The sequence below is a fragment of the Bacillus sp. JS genome (genome assembly GCF_000259365.1).
Lineage (GTDB): Bacteria > Bacillota > Bacilli > Bacillales > Bacillaceae > Bacillus > Bacillus stercoris.
Genome location: NC_017743.1, coordinates 1,099,561 through 1,116,847, shown reverse-complemented (window position 1 = coordinate 1,116,847; position 17,287 = coordinate 1,099,561). Strand labels below are relative to the sequence as shown.

Genomic DNA, 17,287 nt, shown 5'->3' with positions numbered 1-17,287 from the left:
AGTTAGAATATAAATGAAGAAAGACTGATAAATCATGAAAAATGGAGGAGAAACCTGATGGCTGATTATTTCCTAACCGTTTTTGATCCTTCGGGGAACACACTGGTAAACGAGCGATTCGAGGCGGAAAATGAAGAAGCGGCTAAAACGCATGGTGAAGTTATCTTAAAAGAAAAAGAGCTTCACAGTCATACTCATCGTTTAGTCAATGCAGCCGGAAAGCTGATTTTGTTTCACAGATGATCAGCTTTCCGGCTGATCTGTTACGCTTGAAACTTCGGCTCCCGTTTCTCTAAAAAGGCACGGATTCCTTCTTGATGATCCTTGGTCATCCTCATTTTCTCTTGGGCGCTGCGCTCAAGAGAAAGCACCTTTTTCAGTTCTTCAAGATGGAGGCTTTGAAAGATGGCTTTCGTTTCGATCATCGCCAAAAGAGGTGAAGCCAACAAGGTTTCGATAATGGGTCTTGCACCTTCGGCAGGATCTCCGGTAAATGTTCCATCTAGAAGCCCCATATCGGCAGCTTCAGAGGAAGATAGTTTTTTCCCGCTCCAAATCAGCTTTTTCGCTTTTGCTTCGCCGATTCTTTTCTTCAGCAAATAATGTCCGCCGCCGTCCGGAACAAGCCCAATGCCAATAAAATTCATCGCGAGAACGGCGTTTTTTTCAGCGAGCACAATGTCCGCACAAAGCGCCAAACTCAGGCCCAGCCCCGCAGCAGCACCGTGAATGGCTGCAATTGTCACTTTCTTCATCTGGTATAACTTCAGGGTGACAGCCTCAATCGTATCCATCAGTCGTTTAAATTGATCAGGTTCATGCTCTGACGTCATCATCCTGATATCACCGCCGGCGGAAAAGCCTTTCCCGCTTCCTCTCAGGAGAACAATGAGCGCCTCGCTTGCAGCCGCCATTTCGACTGCCTCCTTCAATTCAGCCAGCATCTGTTCATTCAGGGCGTGATGGGCATCAGGGCGATTCAGGATAATCTCCGCAACAGCCCCATCACATTCATATTGAATAAACTCCATATGAAGCACCTCCATGTATACGCTTTCTTTTTTTCTTTCTCCTATACATTCCCCGTCATCCCCAAATAAACCTTCATATTTTTCAAGGTCAATAGATACTGAAAAATGCATATTGTTTGAATGAACACATAAAGTTTTATATAGTGAAAAAGAAGGGATATCTTGATGGGAAAGGAGGAAAGAAACATGGATAAATTGCTGATCAGTTTTCTGTTAAGTTTATTTATGGTGTACTTTCCCCCTTCGGACGTGGTTCTGCCTTCCCAGCTTGAAGCAAGCTCTGACAGCTATGTGCCTATGTCTTCATATCCGCAGGAAACACAATCGGCAAAAACACCGTCGCCGGGCAGCGTGCACCCTGCTGAGCTGATCAACGCGTACAGCCCGCTGTCGCACTCTATCAGGCAGCTCTCTGTCAAGCCCCTTGACGAACCGCTGATAAACAGGCTGGAAAAAGCTTTTGCCGCCCCTGTCAAATACCAGTCTAATTACCTCCGAATATAATTTGCTCAAGTTTTATTTGTAACTCACCCCATCTTGCCAACATGACATTCGGAGGGATTTTCATTGAATATTAAAGAAAACGATCTGCCGGGCATCGGCAAAAAGTTTGAAATCGAAACGAGAAACCGCGAAAAAATGACGATAATCATTCATGATGACGGAAGAAGGGAAATTTACCGGTTTAATGACCGAGACCCGGATGAGCTCCTTTCAAATATTTCATTGGATGATTCTGAGGCAAGGCAAATTGCAGCTATTCTCGGAGGCATGGTCTATAAACCGCAAGCTCTGGAGTCCATCGAAATGGCCTTCAGCGATCTTATTATTGAATGGTTTAAGGTCGAAAAAGGCGCCAAATCGATCGGGCGCACACTCGGAGAGCTTGATGTCCGCCAGAACTACGATGTCACTGTGATTGCCATCATCAAACACAATCAGGAAAAGCTCCTAAATCCCGGAGCCGATTCGATTATTGAAGAAAATGACACCCTTGTCCTCTCAGGTGAGAGAAAGCATCTGAAGAAACTGATTCACGATTTTCTTTCTGGAGAGGGCGTGTGAGCGCCTATGGACCATCTTGTATTTGAAGTCGGAACTGCACTTGTGCTTGTGGCAATCGCCAGTGTGATCGCCAACAAAATTAAATTTTCAATTATTCCATTTCTGATTGTGCTGGGCATGCTGGTTGGGCCGCACGCGCCGAAAATGGGAATTATTGATCTTACATTTATTGAAAGCAGTGAAATCATTGAGTTTTTCGGGCGAATGGGCGTACTGTTCCTCCTCTTCTATCTCGGGATCGAATTCTCCGTCGGGAAATTAATCAAATCAGGAAAATCAATTGCGGTCGGCGGAACGATTTATATCTTGATTAACTTCACCCTCGGGCTGCTTTACGGATTTATCACCGGGTTTTCCTTTCTGGAAGTCCTCGTCCTCGCAGGTGTCATCACAATCTCGTCAAGTGCGATTGTCGCAAAAGTGCTCGTTGATTTAAAAAGAACCGCCAATCCCGAGACCGAACTGATTCTCGGCATCATTATGTTTGAAGATATTTTCCTTGCCGTATATCTGTCGGTTGTTTCCGGCCTTGTGCTAGGTGATGCGACATCCGTAGGGAGTGCGCTCTTGTCCATTTTGATCGCCTTCGGTTATATGCTGCTGTTTTTTATCGTAGCCAGAAAACTCCCGCCGCTGTTGAATAAACTGTTGGACATTCGCTCAAATGAAGTGTTTATTATCGTCATTTTCGCAGCGCTCTTTTTTATCGCCGGGTTTTCAGAGACGATCCATGTAGCGGAAGCCATCGGCGCGCTGTTGCTCGGTTTGGTCTTTTCAGAAACAGAGCATTCCGATAGGATTGAGCACCTTGTCATTCCGTTCCGCGACTTCTTCGGTGCGATGTTCTTTTTCAGCTTCGGCCTCAGCATTGATCCGTTTTCGCTCGGTGAAGCGGTTTGGCTTGCGTTAGGTGCAGTGATTTTGACCATTGTGGGAAACTTTATCGCCGGAATGGTCGCAGGACGACGCGCAGGGCTTTCTCATAAGGCTTCATCCAATATCGGGCTTACGATCGTATCACGGGGAGAATTTTCGATTATCGTTGCCAATCTTGGGATAGCCGGCGGACTGTCAGCCACATTAAAGCCGTTTGCCGCATTATATGTCCTCATTCTGGCCATTTTGGGACCGCTCGTAACAAAGGAATCAAAACGGATTTACCGCTTGCTGAACAAGGTATTTAAATGGAAGCCTGATGTTCAGCCCGCAAAAAAACAGGGATAAAAAAAGCAGCACTGTGATCAGTGCTGCTTTGTCGTTTTCTCAAATATCTGCTCTAAATATTTGATTTTTTCGTCCGTATAGTGTTCGAAGCGCTCATTATACGATTTCGGATCTTTCGGATTCGCAAAATGTGTGATTTTCCCTGTATCCCGATCAATAAATTTACTGGCAGCTCCGCAGCCGATGCCGATAATCGTCTGCACCTCTTCCATAATCATAATGTTGTAGATGCTTTCTTGCCCAGGCAAAGAGTATCCGACGTTTTCAAGGTTTCCAAGAATGTTTTTCTGGCGGTATAAATAATAGGGCACATACCCATGCTCTTTCGTCCAAGCTACCGCGTCTTCCATCATTTGAGAAACCTCTTCCCTGCCGGCGACTTTGTACTTATGCTTGTTTCTCGTCATTTCTGACGCCCGTTTAAAAGAAAGAGTATGAACGGTCAGGGATTCCGGCATCAGCTTTTCCGTTTCTGAAAGACTGTGCCTAAACTCCTTCACGCCTTCCCCAGGCAAACCGATAATCAAGTCCATGTTGATATTATTCATGCCGTGCTGGCGTGACAGATGATATTTCTCAATGGTCTCTTCAACCGTATGGTGCCTCCCGATCGCCTTTAGCGTTTCGTTTTCATAGGATTGCGGATTGATGCTGATCCGGTCAATGTCATATTTGTTTAAAACGGCAAGTTTTTCTTCTGTGATCGTGTCAGGGCGGCCGGCCTCCACCGTAATCTCGCGAATGTTTTTCACATTCGGGAAGGAGCGGACCATTTCTTCATACAGCAGATCCATTTCTTCCGCTGTAATGCTTGTCGGCGTTCCGCCGCCAAAGTAAATGGTTGTCACCTTAACATCATGCTCCTTCAGCCATTCACCGATTTTCTGCATTTCGTAATGCAGCCCCCATAAGAATGAGCCGACTCTGCCCGCCTGTCCTTGAATGGCGTACGCAGGGAATGTGCAATACGCACATTTTGTCGGGCAGAACGGAATGCCGATATAAATGCTGACTTCATCCTTTACTCGGTACAAATCCGGAACTGCCGCCAGCTGACGGTCAACAATTTCCTGCATGAGCTTGATTTTTTCATCGTGAATTAAATAGTCTTTTTTCAATTCAGCATGCGCTTGCTCCTTGGGCATTCCGCTTTGCAGCTTTTTATGAAGCAGCTTTGTAGGCCGGATTCCTGTGAGGATTCCCCACTTCTGCGTGATGCCCGTGTGCGCCTGAAGAAGATTGAGATACACATAAGACATTGTGTTTTTCACTTGCTTAAAAGCTTCTTTTTCATTCAAGCCGGGAGAAAAGGATTTTGTATGCTGCTCCTTTATGCCCGTTCCCTTTACTTCTCCCGAAACCGTCACATGCTCATTCGTTTGTGAGAACGCTAAAGAAATGACAACATCTGCGGGCTCGTCTCCGCCATACACAAGCTCGCACTCTTCATAAAACAAATTTGCAATATTTTGAAGAGGCCGATGCAAGCGGTCATCATGTATGCCTTCTATTTTTATTTGCAACTTCATCACCTAATTTATCAGATTCAAAACTTTCTTTAGTGTACAGAAATAAACCGCTAAAATCAATCCGGCAAAAAAGCCGCCGCACCTATTAGGGCGCGAGCGGCTTTTTTACACACGTTTCATGTGGAACTTATCAAGAAACCCTTTTCGCTGCTGCATTCGGAAATATTCCTTCATCATGTAAGCGACACCTTGCTCGTCATTGGACCTTGTGACCCAGTCTGCCTTTCTCTTCAATTCCGGCACGGCATTCCCCATCGCTACCCCAAGACCGGCAAGTTCGATCATCGGCAGATCGTCATACTGATGCCCAATGGCCACGACATCCTCCATATTCAGGCCCAGTTCTGAAGCGACGAGGGCCAGACCCGCTTCCTTCGAGACGCCTTTCGGAACGATATTCAGCTTCTCATCGTTCACGCGAATCACATCAACCGCAGGGAAAGCTTTTGTAATCGTTTCTGTAATGTCATGCTGAATGTCGTGCTCCGTGTACACCTCGATGACAGGTGCACTCACTGGCTCATCCATGAGGAGATCGCTTAATGATTCCACGAACTGGACTGGATAAAAGATCGGGTCAGACGGATGAATGAGTGCTTTCCCCAATAAATTCGAATTGACCTTCTTTTTGTTTCCGATGGAATACTTTTCGTGAAGAAGCCGAATATTGCATTGGTAGCTCTCCAATACTTGAACAATGTTAAAGGTATGATCATCAGAAATTCTTTTTTCAAAAAACGGGGCGTCTATTTTCTCAGCGATATATGCCCCGCTATGGGTGATCAGCTTGGCATCAAGCTTTAGCGATTTCGCTATTTTCTGTGCTGAACGAAAGTGGCGGTTGGTCACGAGTGTGACGTAAATCCCTTTTTTCTTTACATATTCAATGGCGTCTTTCGTTGCCTGATGAATCTTCCCGTTCGACCGAAGCAGCGCTCCATCTATATTTAAGGCAAGCAATTGTTTTGACACAGAGATGTCCCCCTCCTTGATGACTGTACTTGTGTATAGGATATGACCCTGTCTCTGTGTTTAGAACAACCTTTTCTTAAAGCAAAAAAAGCCTGGCTCAGCAGACTTTATGTATGGCTTGTTGATAGGATACGATCGAAGCAGCCATTCTCCCTAATATCGTTATTTCGATTTACGAAAAATCATGTATCAGGAACCCCTTGTTTGACCAATGATGCGCTCCGAACACTTACTCTCTGTTGCTTATCCCCTCAATATAACGGCATGATATGCGACCGTATCCATTTGAAATAGGTAAGTGTAGGCGCTTTCAATGCTATTATCTCAGTTTTCCTTACCGATGACAAGGGTTTTTTTAACTAAAAAAAGTAATCAGCTTTTGTATATCCCTGGTAGGACTCGTTGTTAATTATTGGGATTCACCACTTGATTTAGAACATACATTCCCATACAATATAAATACTAAACAAAAAAGCGGTGTTGATATGGCTGATTTAAAAGAAATATTTAATGAAGAACTGTTAACTCGTTTGATCCATCATGTAAGGTCATCCTATCCTGACTTTAACAAAGACCAATTCAAGGATACGTTGCAGCTCGAAACCTGGCCTGAATTCACTTTAAAAGAGCGGATGCGCCGCATTACAGTTTCCTTATACGAAACTTTGCCAAAACAATACGTTGAAGCTCTGGCCATTTTACGGGAGACAGCTCCTCATTTTAAAGGTCTCAGCGGAATTTTATTCCCTGATTATGTGGAGCAGTACGGGTTGGCGCATTGGGAAGAATCAATAAAGGCATTGGAATACTTTACACAATATTCGACCTCAGAATTCGCTGTAAGGCCTTTTTTGCTGTTAGACCAAGAAAAAATGATTGCACAATTGCGTACATGGTCTGAGCATGAAAATGAACACGTGAGAAGACTTGCGAGCGAAGGAAGCAGGCCCCGCCTACCATGGGGAAAATCGATACCGGCTTTGAAATCGGACCCTACGCCCGTATTGCCGATACTTGAGAAGCTGATGCAGGACGAGTCCTTATATGTAAGAAAAAGCGTGGCCAACAATCTAAATGATATATCAAAAACGCATCCTCATTTGCTGGAAAAAGTCGCGGATCAATGGTATGGAACATATCCCCATACAGATTGGATTATCAAACACGCCTATCGGACCTTATTAAAAAAGGGTGATAAACAGGCCTTAGCGCTTTTTGGTTATGGAAATGCTGATTCGATACATCTACATGATTTAACATGCCGGCCCAGTCGGATAGCTATTGGCGAAAGCCTTGAATTTTCTTTCTATATTCATTCAGACAGGGATCAAAAAGTAAGAATTGAGTACGCAATTGATTTTGTAAAAGCAAGAGGTCAGCGTCATCAGAAAGTATTTAACATAACAGAAACAAATATAAGAAAAAACGAAACGAAGTCATACACAAGAATCCAATCCTTCAAGGATTTGACTACCAGAAAGCATTACAAAGGAATCCATACATTATCAGTGATCATCAATGGAGAGGTAAAAGATTCATTGGATTTCCAAGTTGGCTGATGAATAAAAAATCCCTTCTTTTCCAAGAAGGGATTTACTGATTAGCCTTCAACACTGCCGTAAAGCTCTTCTAAAGGCTTCATAATGATTTTGTTCAATTCACCGATCAGCATGCTCATGCGCTGCTCCGCTTCCATCAGCTGAGAAATTTTTTCGTGCTGCTGTACAAGCGCAACTGTTTTTTGAGCCTGTGTCACTTCTTCTTGTGTAATTTCTTCCCCTGCCATTTGTTTTTGCTGGAGTCTAAGCTGCACATCACGGAAGTTTTCAAACATGCGCTTCGCTGATTCATCTGCGTTCACTTCGTCGTAAAGGTTTTTTAAACGGGTAAACTCTTCGCTCCCGCGTAATGCATTTTCCAGATCATACGCTACATCATAAAAATTAACAGCCATTGTAAATAGCTCCTTTCATCATTGCCGTTTGACATACCACTCCACTATAACAGACTATGGAGCTCCTTTCATTAAACAAAGACCATTTCTTCTTAAAAAAGGATGACAAACAGTGCTTGAACCGCGCCTATCATTCCGCCAAGAAGGCCTCCCAAATAGGTAATCATTTTAAATTCTTTTTTTGAAATGGACAGCACCATTTCTTCAAGACGCTCCACCGGGAACTGATCCACCTGCTCCTTGACGATTTCCTCAAGACGCAACCGTTTAAAGACACTTTCAAGGTTGGCCGAAACCCCTTCAAGCAATTTGTCTAACAGTGCCGGCAGCATGTGCTGGGTCAGCTCAGATTCATAACGAACGGTAAGCGTCCCAATCGTATTGTCGAAGAAAGGAGCAGTCGAAAATGCTTGCAGCACGCTTCGTTTCAAACTGAAAATAAGCGCCCTTGCATTCCATTTTTCGTCTGCTTCATTAAACGTATACTCCCTCAGCTTGCCCCATTCGTTTTTTAAGAGATCAGAAAGCAATTTATTTGTTTCCTCATTCCGCAAAAATTTTAGCAGTTCCGGCAGCACGCGATCCGCCAAGCTTGAATTGCCGAGAAACATTTGCACCATGCTCCCAAGCATGCCGCGCTCTTTTAAAAAGTCATCAATCATATTGCCGAGACGCATTTTCCCTTCATCACTTTCAAAATAACGGACACTCCGTGACAATATATATTCTGAAATCATCGGAATCTTTTCTTCAAGCTTTTCCTGCGCCTCTAAAGGCACCAGCTCTTTTAACGATTGATTCCCGTATCGGCGGAAAAGCTCATGCAGCTTATCATCCGTCCAACTGCTAATCCATGCATCTGCCGCTTCATCAGGACGCTTCACCCCGGCTTTTTCAAGCGCCTCTTTGACTGTCACCTCAGAAAGTGACAGCTTTTGAATCAGCTGTTCCCCCACTTGAAGAGCCTTCGTTTTAGCGGCCTCAGAGACGAGCCGCTTTTTAATGCCCTCAGGGGTTAAGAGATGATTGACCACCACCAGTCCCATTTGTTTTGCAAGCTCATCCCGCCGTCTCGGGATCAGCCCGGGCGTAAAAGGAACTCGTTTCCCAAACAAATAGTACGCTTTATACGGCCTAAACAGCATTTGAATTGCTAAATGATTGGTCACCGCTCCAATGGCAGCACCGATCACGATCATAAAAATAAAGGTTCCTGCAATACCCATTCCTATTCATCTTCCTCCATCTGTGCTTCAGCTTTTTTCATATAGATCATGTACCTATACGTATTATAGAGGCTCATGCAATCACTTAGCAAACAAGGAGACAAATTCCTGTTCTCAGAAAATCAGCTTGTTCTTTTGGAATAGGGCAAGGTAAAGAATCGTAATCTGTAAAGTAGAATACTGTCAGCTGCGTTCGTCCTGAATGTTTTTACCGTAAAGCTGCTGACACCCGCCGGCAGCTTTTGAATAAAAGGGGGAGTCTCATCATGATAACACTCGGTTTTATGTCCTTATCCCGCCAGCATGAAGCGGATTATTCCGCAGAACTGGCCAAAAGAGCACCCGAATTTGGCATACGTTTCGTTCGGTTTACACCATTTGATATTTTACCTGACACCTTGCGTGTCAAAGCATCGGTCTATCATTCCGCCAGCAGCACTTGGAACGAAACTGAAATGGCGATTCCAGATTATATTTATGATCGCTGTTTTTACGGCAAGGATTCACATTCCCAAAAAGCAAAACCGATCGTTGAGTGGCTTAAAAAATATCCGAAAACGGAATTTATCGGGCGGGGGCTTCCCGATAAATGGACCGTCCTTCACGATTTGCAGCAGAATTCTGTAATCAACCCCTATATTCCGGAAACAATGAAGGTGAGCCGCTATGAACAAATTCATTCCTTTTTATCCAAAGAAAAAGCCTGTATCCTTAAACCGGCATTCGGCGCAGGAGGCAGAGGCGTGATTCTTTTGAAGCTGGGCAAGAAAAACATCACCGCTACTTATCACATCGGAAAGGATAAGCAGACAAAAACGTTTTCCAACCAAACTTCTTTTAAAACATGGTGCAAAAAAGTGCTTCAGCATCAATATTTGCTTCAGCCTTACTTAAACATTCAAGATAAGGAACAATACCCTTGTGATATTCGCCTGTTTATGGAAAAAAACGAAGCAGGTGAATGGAATACAGTCGGAAAGGCAGTGAGACGCGGCTATAAACACGGGCTGCTGGCCAATTTGTCAGGCGGATCTGATGCGCTGACATTTGACTCATGGTTTGAGGATATACCGAAAAAACAGCAAGTGGTCTTACTGGATGATGTGTTTTCGATTACCCAATCGGTTCCGTATTATCTTGACGAGCGCTACGGGCCGCTGTTTGAACTCGGACTTGATATATGTCTTGCGAAGGACGGGAGAATTTGGATTTTAGATATCAATTCCAAACCGGGCAGGAAGTCAATCCTGCGTGTCTCTCCCGAGCAAAAAGAACAGCTGTACACTTGTCCTCTAAAGCGCTGCCAGTACCTGTTTTCTGAGCAAAGCCAGAAAGGAGTTCTTCCGCGTGAATCGTAAACGGTTTTTGATCGGCATAGACAAAACCAGTGAAAATACCCTGTTTCTGCCCTCTTCGCTGAAGCAAGACGGACTTTTGCATGCCGCGTTCGGAACGAAGGTTGTCAGATGCCATGTTGCTTACAGACGGCATCTGGAACAAACCGTGCTTCTCTCTGAAAATCTGTTTCATGAGCTTTTGCTCCCCCACCGAAGCCGGGCTGATATACTGATTCATGATCATACAGTGCATATCGGGCCGTTAGTCGGCATCTTTACGGCTGGGTTTACGGTATCTCTTGAGCGTCCTTTTAAGGATCGTTCCCTCTTTTTTTCTAAGCTTGTCACATTACATGAGCAAGCCGGAGGCTACTGTTTCGTTTTTGGCGCACATCAAATCAATTGGGAGGAAGGCACGATTGAAGGCCTCCTTTACAGGGAAAACGGCTGGGTGAAAAAAATCGTTCCATTGCCGAACGTCGTTTATGACCGTTTGCCTAACCGAAAAATTGAAGATTCTCTTCTCTTGCAACATACAAAAAAGAGACTGATCGATGAATATCAAATCCCATGGTTTAATAAAACGTTTTTCAATAAATGGAGCGTTCATCAATTGCTCGAAAAAGACCCGAGAACAGCTCCTTTTTTGCCTCGATCCGAGCTGACACCGTCTGTAGAGCTGATCGATGAGCTCTGTGATGCATACAAAAAAGTCTATATCAAACCGGCAAACGGAGCACTCGGCACCGGCATTTATCAGCTGACAAGGACAGATGAGAGTCTGACGGTGAAGCACACGAATGACGCCAAAACATTTACTTCCATTGATTATCCTGATGCCGCCGCTTTTCTTGCAGAATTTCAAAAACAGCACAGCCCATCTGACTTTCTCATTCAGCAAGGTGTTGATCTCATCGAATTTCAAGGCAAACCAGCGGATTTCCGTGTCCATACCAATAAAAACAGAAAAGGGAAATGGACAGTAACAGCAATAGCCGTAAAAATTTCCGGAGAAAACAGCATAACAACACATCTTTCTAACGGCGGCACTGTAAAGACACTTGCGGAAGTTTACGATGATCCCGCTGAAAGAGTTGAGGTCATTAAAAAGCTTTCTGCAGCGGCGCTGACTGCAAGCCATGTGCTTCATGATCATATCGAGGGGTTTATCGGCGAGATCGGTTTCGATTTTGGCATTGATCAGAACGGTAAAGTATGGATGTTTGAAGCAAATTCGCGCCCGGGCCGGAGCATTTTTTCTCATCCAAACTTGCATCATGTTGATTCTCTGACAAAACGAAGAAGCTTTGAATACGCGTCTTATTTATCTGAGAAGGCAATCACATCCCCTGAAGCGCTGTGGCCTTCGTAACCTGTCCGCTTTTTTAATAAAGCGGGCTTATCTTTATCCAAAGCTGGGACAAACTGCATCAGTAAGACCCTTCAATGATGTTCTCAAACAATGATACAATGAACATAAGCCGTTTAGATTCAGGTCAATTGATACTAAATGTAAGGAGCGTGGCCGTTATGATTTCTCATTTCAGCTGGAAACCTTTGTTCCCAAAAGAAAAGCTGCCCGGATGGAAAATTTCATTTTATTTTAAAGGTACTCATTATGAAGGTATCTATCATAAGAGCGGTGAGATTGAATGGGGAGATTTGTTTCCCGCCCGCGCTGACGAGCCTGCTCTTACAAACGAGATACATGAACTGATGCTTTATCATATTTATGACTAGCTTAGCCAAATGGCTAGGCTTTTTTTGTGCTTTCTCAACATTTACCATACAATTCTCCGCATGAGTTTCCGGCCATTTTAACATAATACGTAGTAACAAGCCGGCAAAGCATTGGGTTACGCCGAGGCGGCAGTGACACCCGAGAAGGGTTCACAGATTGGTGCAACTCCAGTTAACCCAACCATACTAAACAAAAAAGGAGATTTTACACATGGCTAACCAAAACTCTTCAAATGAATTACTAGTTCCTGGCGCAGCTCAGGCTATCGACCAAATGAAACTTGAAATCGCTTCTGAATTCGGCGTTCACCTTGGAGCGGACACAACTTCCCGCGCTAACGGTTCTGTCGGAGGAGAAATCACAAAACGTTTAGTATCTTTCGCTCAGCAGCAAATGGGCGGCAGAGTTCAATAACAACTCAATATATGGCTATAGAGGGCGCGGTTTCCGCGCTCTCTTTATTTTGTCACCCATTTTTCCCACTCCACATATCCTAGAAAGAAAGGGAGGGAATCAGGGTGTCATTTATCACCATTGTGAATTGGGAGCTGGTTCAGTTCGTAAGTGTATCCATGATTCATGAATATGTTTCCCATCGTTCTGTCTATTGGTACAGGTATTCTTTCCCGCGCTGTTCAAACTGAGAACATCCTTTTATAATGAAAGGCGAGGAGGTTTTTTGATGAAAATCGCTTTATTAGGAGCCAGCGGCCGCGTCGGACAAGCCTTTTCAACTCAAGCTGCAGCAGATGAACGGTTTGCCATTCACGCTCTGATCAGATCTCAACATGCTGATCTTCCCCTTCCAAAAGATCGAATCGTCATGGGGAACGCCCGCCGCTTAGAAGATGTGAAAAAAATATTGGAGAATGCCGAAATTGTGATCAGTTGTCTAGGCACAGATGGTGATGATACCTTGTCAACTGCTATGTCACACATTCTCTCCACGATGCAGGAACAACATATCAAACGGCTTATTTCGATCGGCACCGCAGGTATTCTTGATTCCCGATATGAGCCGGGAAAATTCCGGTTTGAAACAAATGAATCGAAACGAAAGCAGACCCGCGCAGCCAAGGAGCATGCAAAAGTATACGAAATGCTTAAAGAATCATCATTAGACTGGACAATCATCTGCCCCACTTACCTCCCGGACGGAACAGCAACCGGCATTTATCGTACGGAGCGTAACGTTTTGCCTGAGAGCGGCACAAGCATTTCGGTCGGCGATACTGCTGATTTTCTATATCGTGAGCTCGTTACAGGAGAGTATGTCGGATTCCGAGTCGGGCTGGCTTATTAACTACATAATCAAAAACCCAAAACACGATTGTTTTGGGTTTTTTAGCGTTATGCAATGGAATGTTTCTGTCCTTTTTGCAGTTTATACATTTGATAATATTGGCCTTCTAATGCCATCAATTCCTCGTGGTTCCCTCTCTCAACGATTTCTCCTTTATCAAGAACCAAAATCTGATCTGCATTTCTGATTGTTGAAAGCCGGTGAGCGATGACGAAGGTAGTTCGTCCTTGTTTGACGACATCAAGCGCCTTCTGGATTACGGCCTCTGTCTCTGTATCAATGTGCGCCGTTGCTTCATCTAAAATCAAAATTGCGGGATCAAACGCCAAAGCTCTGGCGAAGGAAATTAACTGCCGCTCGCCAGAGGATAGCGTGCTGCCTTTCTCAATCACGGGTTCATTCATGCCCTTTGGAAGCTTTTTTAGAAGCGGCTCGGCACCAACTTGCCGCAGTGCTTTTTTCATTTCTTCTTCAGTCATTCTTTCGTCATCCAGACTTACGTTAGATCCGATTGTGCCCGAAAATAAGTACGGATCCTGAAGCACAATGCCCATATGAGATCTGAGTTCCTGTCTTGACATGTTGTAAATGCTTTTCCCATCAATCAGAACATCACCTTTTTGCGCATCATAAAAACGAAACAGAAGATTTAAAATCGAGCTTTTTCCTGATCCGGTATGACCGACGAGCGCTACGGTTTCGCCTTTTTGCGCGGTAAAGGAAATATGTTTTAATACCTCTTCACCATCTTGATAGGCAAATGACACATCACGAAACTCAACCCGTCCCAGCGCACGCTCCTTCGCCGGTTGACCTGCTTCTTCCGTATTCTTTTCTTCAAGCAGTTCAAAAACACGCCCGGCGGAGACCCTAGCAAGCTCCAGCTTTGAAAACTGATTGACGATGCCTGTGATCGGCTGAAACAGCCGGTTCAAATAATCGACAAACGCGTACAGCACTCCGACAGAAACAATCCCAGCCGCATTCAGGCTCGCACCGCCAAAATGCCAAATTAGACAGACGAACGCAAGATTGCGGATGACATTGACCAGATTATGGGACATTAAGGAGTTTAAATTCAGCATCCTGTTTTGGAAATAAAAATGTGATTCATTTAATTCCTCAAATTCTCTCATCGTTTCCTTTTGATGGCGGAAAGCCTGAATAATGGTCATGCCTTGGATGGACTCATTCATTTTTGCGTTAATGTCACTGTTGATCGAGCGGATTTTTTGATTGTAATATGAGGCGTATCTTCGGTAAATGACCGACCACAGCCAGATCATCGGCACAATTGCCAGACATACAAACGCAAGCTTCACATCAAGCAGAAACAAAGCCGTGAATATCCCGAACATATAGATTCCGCTTGTCACAAATGTAGAAAGCACGGTGACATATAAATCCCTGATAGCCTCCGTATCATTGGTAATTCGCGCAACGACTTTTCCGGCCGGAAGGTTGTCAAAATATCGAATCGGCATTTTCTGTATGTGCGAAAACACGTCCTGCCTCATCTTTTGAATAATCCGATTGGCGCTCATCTGCAGCAGATAATTCTGTCCGTATTGAAAAAATACCGAAAACACCAGCAAGCCTCCATACAGGCAGATCAGAAACACCATTCCCTTTATTTCCGGCTGATAGAACCTGAAAAGTTCCTGCTTAGTCAGCTTTTCGGCAGTATATGTTCGGCTCACGTCTCCATTTGAGATCGTCAGCTTCCCGTCAGAAACCGTTCTATTCCCGTCGAAGCTGACAGCCTGATCAACAAAATAAAACGCCATTCCCACTTGATAAATATGTGCTTCTTTTGCTTTTGAAACAGGTTCCTGCATTCGGTCCTCTCTGACATATGAGACGCCGTGAAACTGAACAGCATTTTTATCTTTTTCCGCAGCTTCATACCATGTTTTCTCAATGCCGAGGATATGGTCGTCTATCATTTTCTTGCCGATAAACGGCCCGGTCAGTTCTGCACCGACGGCGACAGCTAGCAATAGGACGGCCGTGATTAGCAATTTTCGATAAAGGAGTGCGTATCTCCATAACGTTTTTCCTATTTTCATGCTCCTGCTCCCCCTTCTTCCGCAGTGAACAGCTGCTGCCTTTCATATTGTTCCCGGTACCACCCATTATTGGCCAGCAATTCTTGATGCGTGCCTCTCTCTGCAATGACGCCGCCGTCCATCACAAGGATCAGGTCAGCGTGCTCTACAGCGGATAATCGGTGCGTCAAAATAAATGTCGTTTTTCCTTTGCGGTTTTCTCTGATGTTCCTGATAATCGCAGCCTCTGTTTTGGCATCTACAGCGGAAAGCGAATCATCCAGAATCAAGATCTCTGGATTCGCCATAAGTGCTCTTGCAATCGAAATTCTTTGTTTCTGTCCGCCTGACAGTGCCACGCCTTTTTCGCCGACCATTGTCTCCAGACCTGCTGGAAGCATGTGCAAATCTTTTTCAAAGTATGCTTCGGCAATGGCTTGCTGAACCTCTTCATCACTCGCATCCTGTTTTCCGTATAAAATATTTTCTTTTACAGTCCGCGAAAACAGCAAATGATCCTGCGGCACATATCCGATCCACCCGCGGACCCGGTCAAGAGGGATCTGCTGAATCGGCACGCCTGAAAATGTAATGCTCCCTTCACCTGGAGGGTACTGGCGCAAAAGCTGTTTAATAATTGTCGTTTTTCCGCTCCCGGTTTTACCGGCAATTCCGACCGTCTGTCCTTTTCGCACCGCAAATGAAACATCCTGAATATTGCAGCTTGTTGAGCTTGGATATGTAAAGCTGACATTGCTGAAAACGATATCTCCAGGCTCTTTAAGATCAACGGGCCGTTTTGGATCTGTCACGTCCGGTTGAGAAGAAAGGGTTTCATTTACCCGGTCTAATGACGCATTGCCGCGCTGCATCACGTTAATGAGTTCACCAATTGCAAACATCGGCCAAATCATCATACCGAGATAAACATTAAAGGACACAAGCTCTCCAAGCGTCAGTTCGTTCCGGAACACAAGAAACGCTCCGTAGCCGAGCCCAATCAGATAGCTTGCCCCGACAAGCAGCTTCACCGTCGGCTCGAACAGTGAATCAATAAAAGCCACTTTCATATTTTTCTGATAAACATCAGCGGTCATTTCATTAAACCGGCGAACATCGTTTGTTTCCTGTACATACGCACGAATCACCCGCACGCCGGAAACAGATTCCAGCACCCTGTCATTCAGCGCCCCGAACGCATTTTGGGCCTCCGTAAACCGCTCATGAATTTTACTTCCATATAGGCTGATTGCAATCGCCATGACTGGAAGCGGGATAATCGCGGCAAAGGTCAGCTTCCAGCTGATCAAAAACCCCATCGTCAAAAAGATCGTCATCATAAACATCGTAGAATCGACTAACGTCAAGATGCCAAACCCTGTCGTTAAGCTGACGGCCTGAAGATCATTCGTCCCCCGTGCCATTAAATCGCCTGTCCGGTTTTTTTCATAAAACGGCGGCGACATAGTCAGCAGATGCCCCATCAGCTTCGTACGAAGAATTTTCTCCATCAGATTTGCACCGCCAAACAGCTGGTGCATCCAAAAATAAGACATCATATACACGACTGCTGTCAGTACAAAAAAGATACCGATATAAAACAGCAGCCCTTCCTGAGTAAACGCCCCCGATTTCATATCATCTATGGCGTTCCCCAAGAGCTTAGGCGGAAACATTTCAATGACATTGACTGCTAATAAAAGGACAATCGCAATCGTATAGCGCAGCCAGTACGCCTTAAAAAACCAGCCAAGCTTTTTCAATACTGAAAACATCTATCCCCATCTCCTCATCAGCCGCCTTCTATTTTTTCCTTGCAGCTTTTTTCATCCAATTTGGCATGAACAGCCCTCGCCT

Annotated in this window: 18 protein-coding genes; 11 read left to right on the top strand and 7 right to left on the bottom strand. The window is 44.7% G+C overall.

Annotated features, from left to right (window positions below; translation table 11 throughout):
* Positions 1–57: 57 nt before the first annotated feature.
* A complete protein-coding gene (locus MY9_RS05580; RefSeq protein WP_014663389.1) occupies positions 58–243 on the top strand; it encodes a YhzD family protein in 186 nt (61 codons plus the stop codon).
* A 20-nt stretch (positions 244–263) separates the two neighbouring features.
* Here MY9_RS05580 and MY9_RS05575 read toward each other — a convergent pair whose 3' ends face one another.
* Positions 264–1,031 (bottom strand): enoyl-CoA hydratase, encoded by a 768-nt coding sequence (locus tag MY9_RS05575; protein ID WP_041521495.1) that lies wholly within the window; start codon positions 1,029–1,031, stop codon positions 264–266.
* 165 nt (positions 1,032–1,196) lie between these two features.
* On the opposite strand from MY9_RS05575, the gene MY9_RS05570 reads away from it, so the two are divergent.
* From MY9_RS05570 to khtU, 3 genes are all read left to right on the top strand, one after another.
* Positions 1,197–1,535 carry a hypothetical protein gene (locus MY9_RS05570; protein WP_014663387.1) on the top strand — a complete coding sequence of 113 codons (339 nt, stop codon included), beginning with the start codon at positions 1,197–1,199 and terminating at the stop codon, positions 1,533–1,535.
* Positions 1,536–1,598: 63 nt separating this feature from the next.
* Entirely contained in the window at positions 1,599–2,096 is a 498-nt protein-coding gene (gene khtT, locus MY9_RS05565) for a K(+)/H(+) antiporter subunit KhtT (RefSeq protein WP_014663386.1), read from the top strand.
* A 6-nt stretch (positions 2,097–2,102) separates the two neighbouring features.
* Positions 2,103–3,320 carry a K(+)/H(+) antiporter subunit KhtU gene (gene khtU, locus MY9_RS05560; RefSeq protein WP_014663385.1) on the top strand — a complete coding sequence of 406 codons (1,218 nt, stop codon included), beginning with the start codon at positions 2,103–2,105 and terminating at the stop codon, positions 3,318–3,320.
* 17 nt (positions 3,321–3,337) lie between these two features.
* Here the strand turns inward: khtU and MY9_RS05555 are convergent, their stop codons facing one another.
* Positions 3,338–4,843, bottom strand: coding sequence for a coproporphyrinogen III oxidase (locus tag MY9_RS05555; protein WP_014663384.1), 1,506 nt, complete (start codon positions 4,841–4,843; stop codon positions 3,338–3,340).
* Between the two features lie 111 nt (positions 4,844–4,954).
* Positions 4,955–5,821, bottom strand: coding sequence for a Cof-type HAD-IIB family hydrolase (locus tag MY9_RS05550; protein ID WP_014663382.1), 867 nt, complete (start codon positions 5,819–5,821; stop codon positions 4,955–4,957).
* 485 nt (positions 5,822–6,306) lie between these two features.
* Here MY9_RS05550 and MY9_RS05545 point away from each other — a divergent pair, with 485 nt between their 5' ends.
* Positions 6,307–7,380 carry a DNA alkylation repair protein gene (locus tag MY9_RS05545; protein WP_014663381.1) on the top strand — a complete coding sequence of 358 codons (1,074 nt, stop codon included), beginning with the start codon at positions 6,307–6,309 and terminating at the stop codon, positions 7,378–7,380.
* A 41-nt stretch (positions 7,381–7,421) separates the two neighbouring features.
* Here MY9_RS05545 and MY9_RS05540 read toward each other — a convergent pair whose 3' ends face one another.
* On the bottom strand, positions 7,422–7,775 hold the full coding sequence (locus MY9_RS05540) for a YlbF family regulator (protein ID WP_003224239.1): 354 nt from the start codon (positions 7,773–7,775) through the stop codon (positions 7,422–7,424).
* Positions 7,776–7,867: 92 nt separating this feature from the next.
* Positions 7,868–9,001, bottom strand: a complete 1,134-nt coding sequence (locus tag MY9_RS05535) for a DUF445 domain-containing protein (protein ID WP_014663380.1) — start codon at positions 8,999–9,001, stop codon at positions 7,868–7,870.
* Positions 9,002–9,267: 266 nt separating this feature from the next.
* Between MY9_RS05535 and spaC the strand changes: the two genes are divergently transcribed.
* From spaC to MY9_RS05510, 6 genes are all read left to right on the top strand, one after another.
* Positions 9,268–10,359 (top strand): spore coat associated protein SpaC, encoded by a 1,092-nt coding sequence (spaC, locus tag MY9_RS05530; protein WP_014663379.1) that lies wholly within the window; start codon positions 9,268–9,270, stop codon positions 10,357–10,359.
* A complete protein-coding gene (gene yheD, locus MY9_RS05525; RefSeq protein WP_014663378.1) occupies positions 10,349–11,710 on the top strand; it encodes a spore coat associated protein YheD in 1,362 nt (453 codons plus the stop codon). The genes spaC and yheD overlap by 11 nt, the downstream gene beginning before the upstream one ends.
* Before the next feature lie 149 nt (positions 11,711–11,859).
* On the top strand, positions 11,860–12,078 hold the full coding sequence (locus MY9_RS05520) for a YheE family protein (RefSeq protein WP_081483606.1): 219 nt from the start codon (positions 11,860–11,862) through the stop codon (positions 12,076–12,078).
* A gap of 211 nt (positions 12,079–12,289) precedes the next feature.
* A complete protein-coding gene (sspB, locus tag MY9_RS05515; RefSeq protein ID WP_014663376.1) occupies positions 12,290–12,493 on the top strand; it encodes a beta type acid-soluble spore protein SspB in 204 nt (67 codons plus the stop codon).
* A gap of 104 nt (positions 12,494–12,597) precedes the next feature.
* Positions 12,598–12,723, top strand: a complete 126-nt coding sequence (locus MY9_RS21095) for a hypothetical protein (protein ID WP_014663375.1) — start codon at positions 12,598–12,600, stop codon at positions 12,721–12,723.
* A 38-nt stretch (positions 12,724–12,761) separates the two neighbouring features.
* Positions 12,762–13,382: an SDR family oxidoreductase gene (locus MY9_RS05510; RefSeq protein ID WP_014663374.1), complete on the top strand. Its 621-nt coding sequence runs from the start codon at positions 12,762–12,764 to the stop codon at positions 13,380–13,382.
* A gap of 47 nt (positions 13,383–13,429) precedes the next feature.
* Here MY9_RS05510 and bmrD read toward each other — a convergent pair whose 3' ends face one another.
* Together bmrD and bmrC are read right to left on the bottom strand one after the other, a co-directional pair.
* A complete protein-coding gene (gene bmrD, locus MY9_RS05505) occupies positions 13,430–15,451 on the bottom strand; it encodes a multidrug resistance ABC transporter ATP-binding protein/permease BmrD (RefSeq protein WP_014663373.1) in 2,022 nt (673 codons plus the stop codon).
* Entirely contained in the window at positions 15,448–17,205 is a 1,758-nt protein-coding gene (bmrC, locus tag MY9_RS05500) for a multidrug ABC transporter ATP-binding protein BmrC (protein WP_014663372.1), read from the bottom strand. Before bmrC ends, bmrD begins: the two co-directional genes overlap by 4 nt.
* Positions 17,206–17,287 lie beyond the last annotated feature (82 nt).

Excerpts from the sequence above, each read along its gene's own strand:
- MY9_RS05580 (WP_014663389.1), top strand. The coding sequence starts at position 58 with ATGGCTGATTATTTCCTAACCGTTTTTGATCCTTCGGGGAACACACTG.
- MY9_RS05575 (WP_041521495.1), bottom strand. The coding sequence starts at position 1,031 with ATGGAGTTTATTCAATATGAATGTGATGGGGCTGTTGCGGAGATTATC.
- MY9_RS05570 (WP_014663387.1), top strand. The coding sequence starts at position 1,197 with ATGGGAAAGGAGGAAAGAAACATGGATAAATTGCTGATCAGTTTTCTG.
- khtU (WP_014663385.1), top strand. The coding sequence starts at position 2,103 with ATGGACCATCTTGTATTTGAAGTCGGAACTGCACTTGTGCTTGTGGCA.
- MY9_RS05545 (WP_014663381.1), top strand. The coding sequence starts at position 6,307 with ATGGCTGATTTAAAAGAAATATTTAATGAAGAACTGTTAACTCGTTTG.
- MY9_RS05540 (WP_003224239.1), bottom strand. The coding sequence starts at position 7,775 with ATGGCTGTTAATTTTTATGATGTAGCGTATGATCTGGAAAATGCATTA.
- MY9_RS05535 (WP_014663380.1), bottom strand. The coding sequence starts at position 9,001 with ATGGGTATTGCAGGAACCTTTATTTTTATGATCGTGATCGGTGCTGCC.
- spaC (WP_014663379.1), top strand. The coding sequence starts at position 9,268 with ATGATAACACTCGGTTTTATGTCCTTATCCCGCCAGCATGAAGCGGAT.
- sspB (WP_014663376.1), top strand. The coding sequence starts at position 12,290 with ATGGCTAACCAAAACTCTTCAAATGAATTACTAGTTCCTGGCGCAGCT.
- MY9_RS05510 (WP_014663374.1), top strand. The coding sequence starts at position 12,762 with ATGAAAATCGCTTTATTAGGAGCCAGCGGCCGCGTCGGACAAGCCTTT.
- bmrD (WP_014663373.1), bottom strand. The coding sequence starts at position 15,451 with ATGAAAATAGGAAAAACGTTATGGAGATACGCACTCCTTTATCGAAAA.
- bmrC (WP_014663372.1), bottom strand. The coding sequence starts at position 17,205 with ATGTTTTCAGTATTGAAAAAGCTTGGCTGGTTTTTTAAGGCGTACTGG.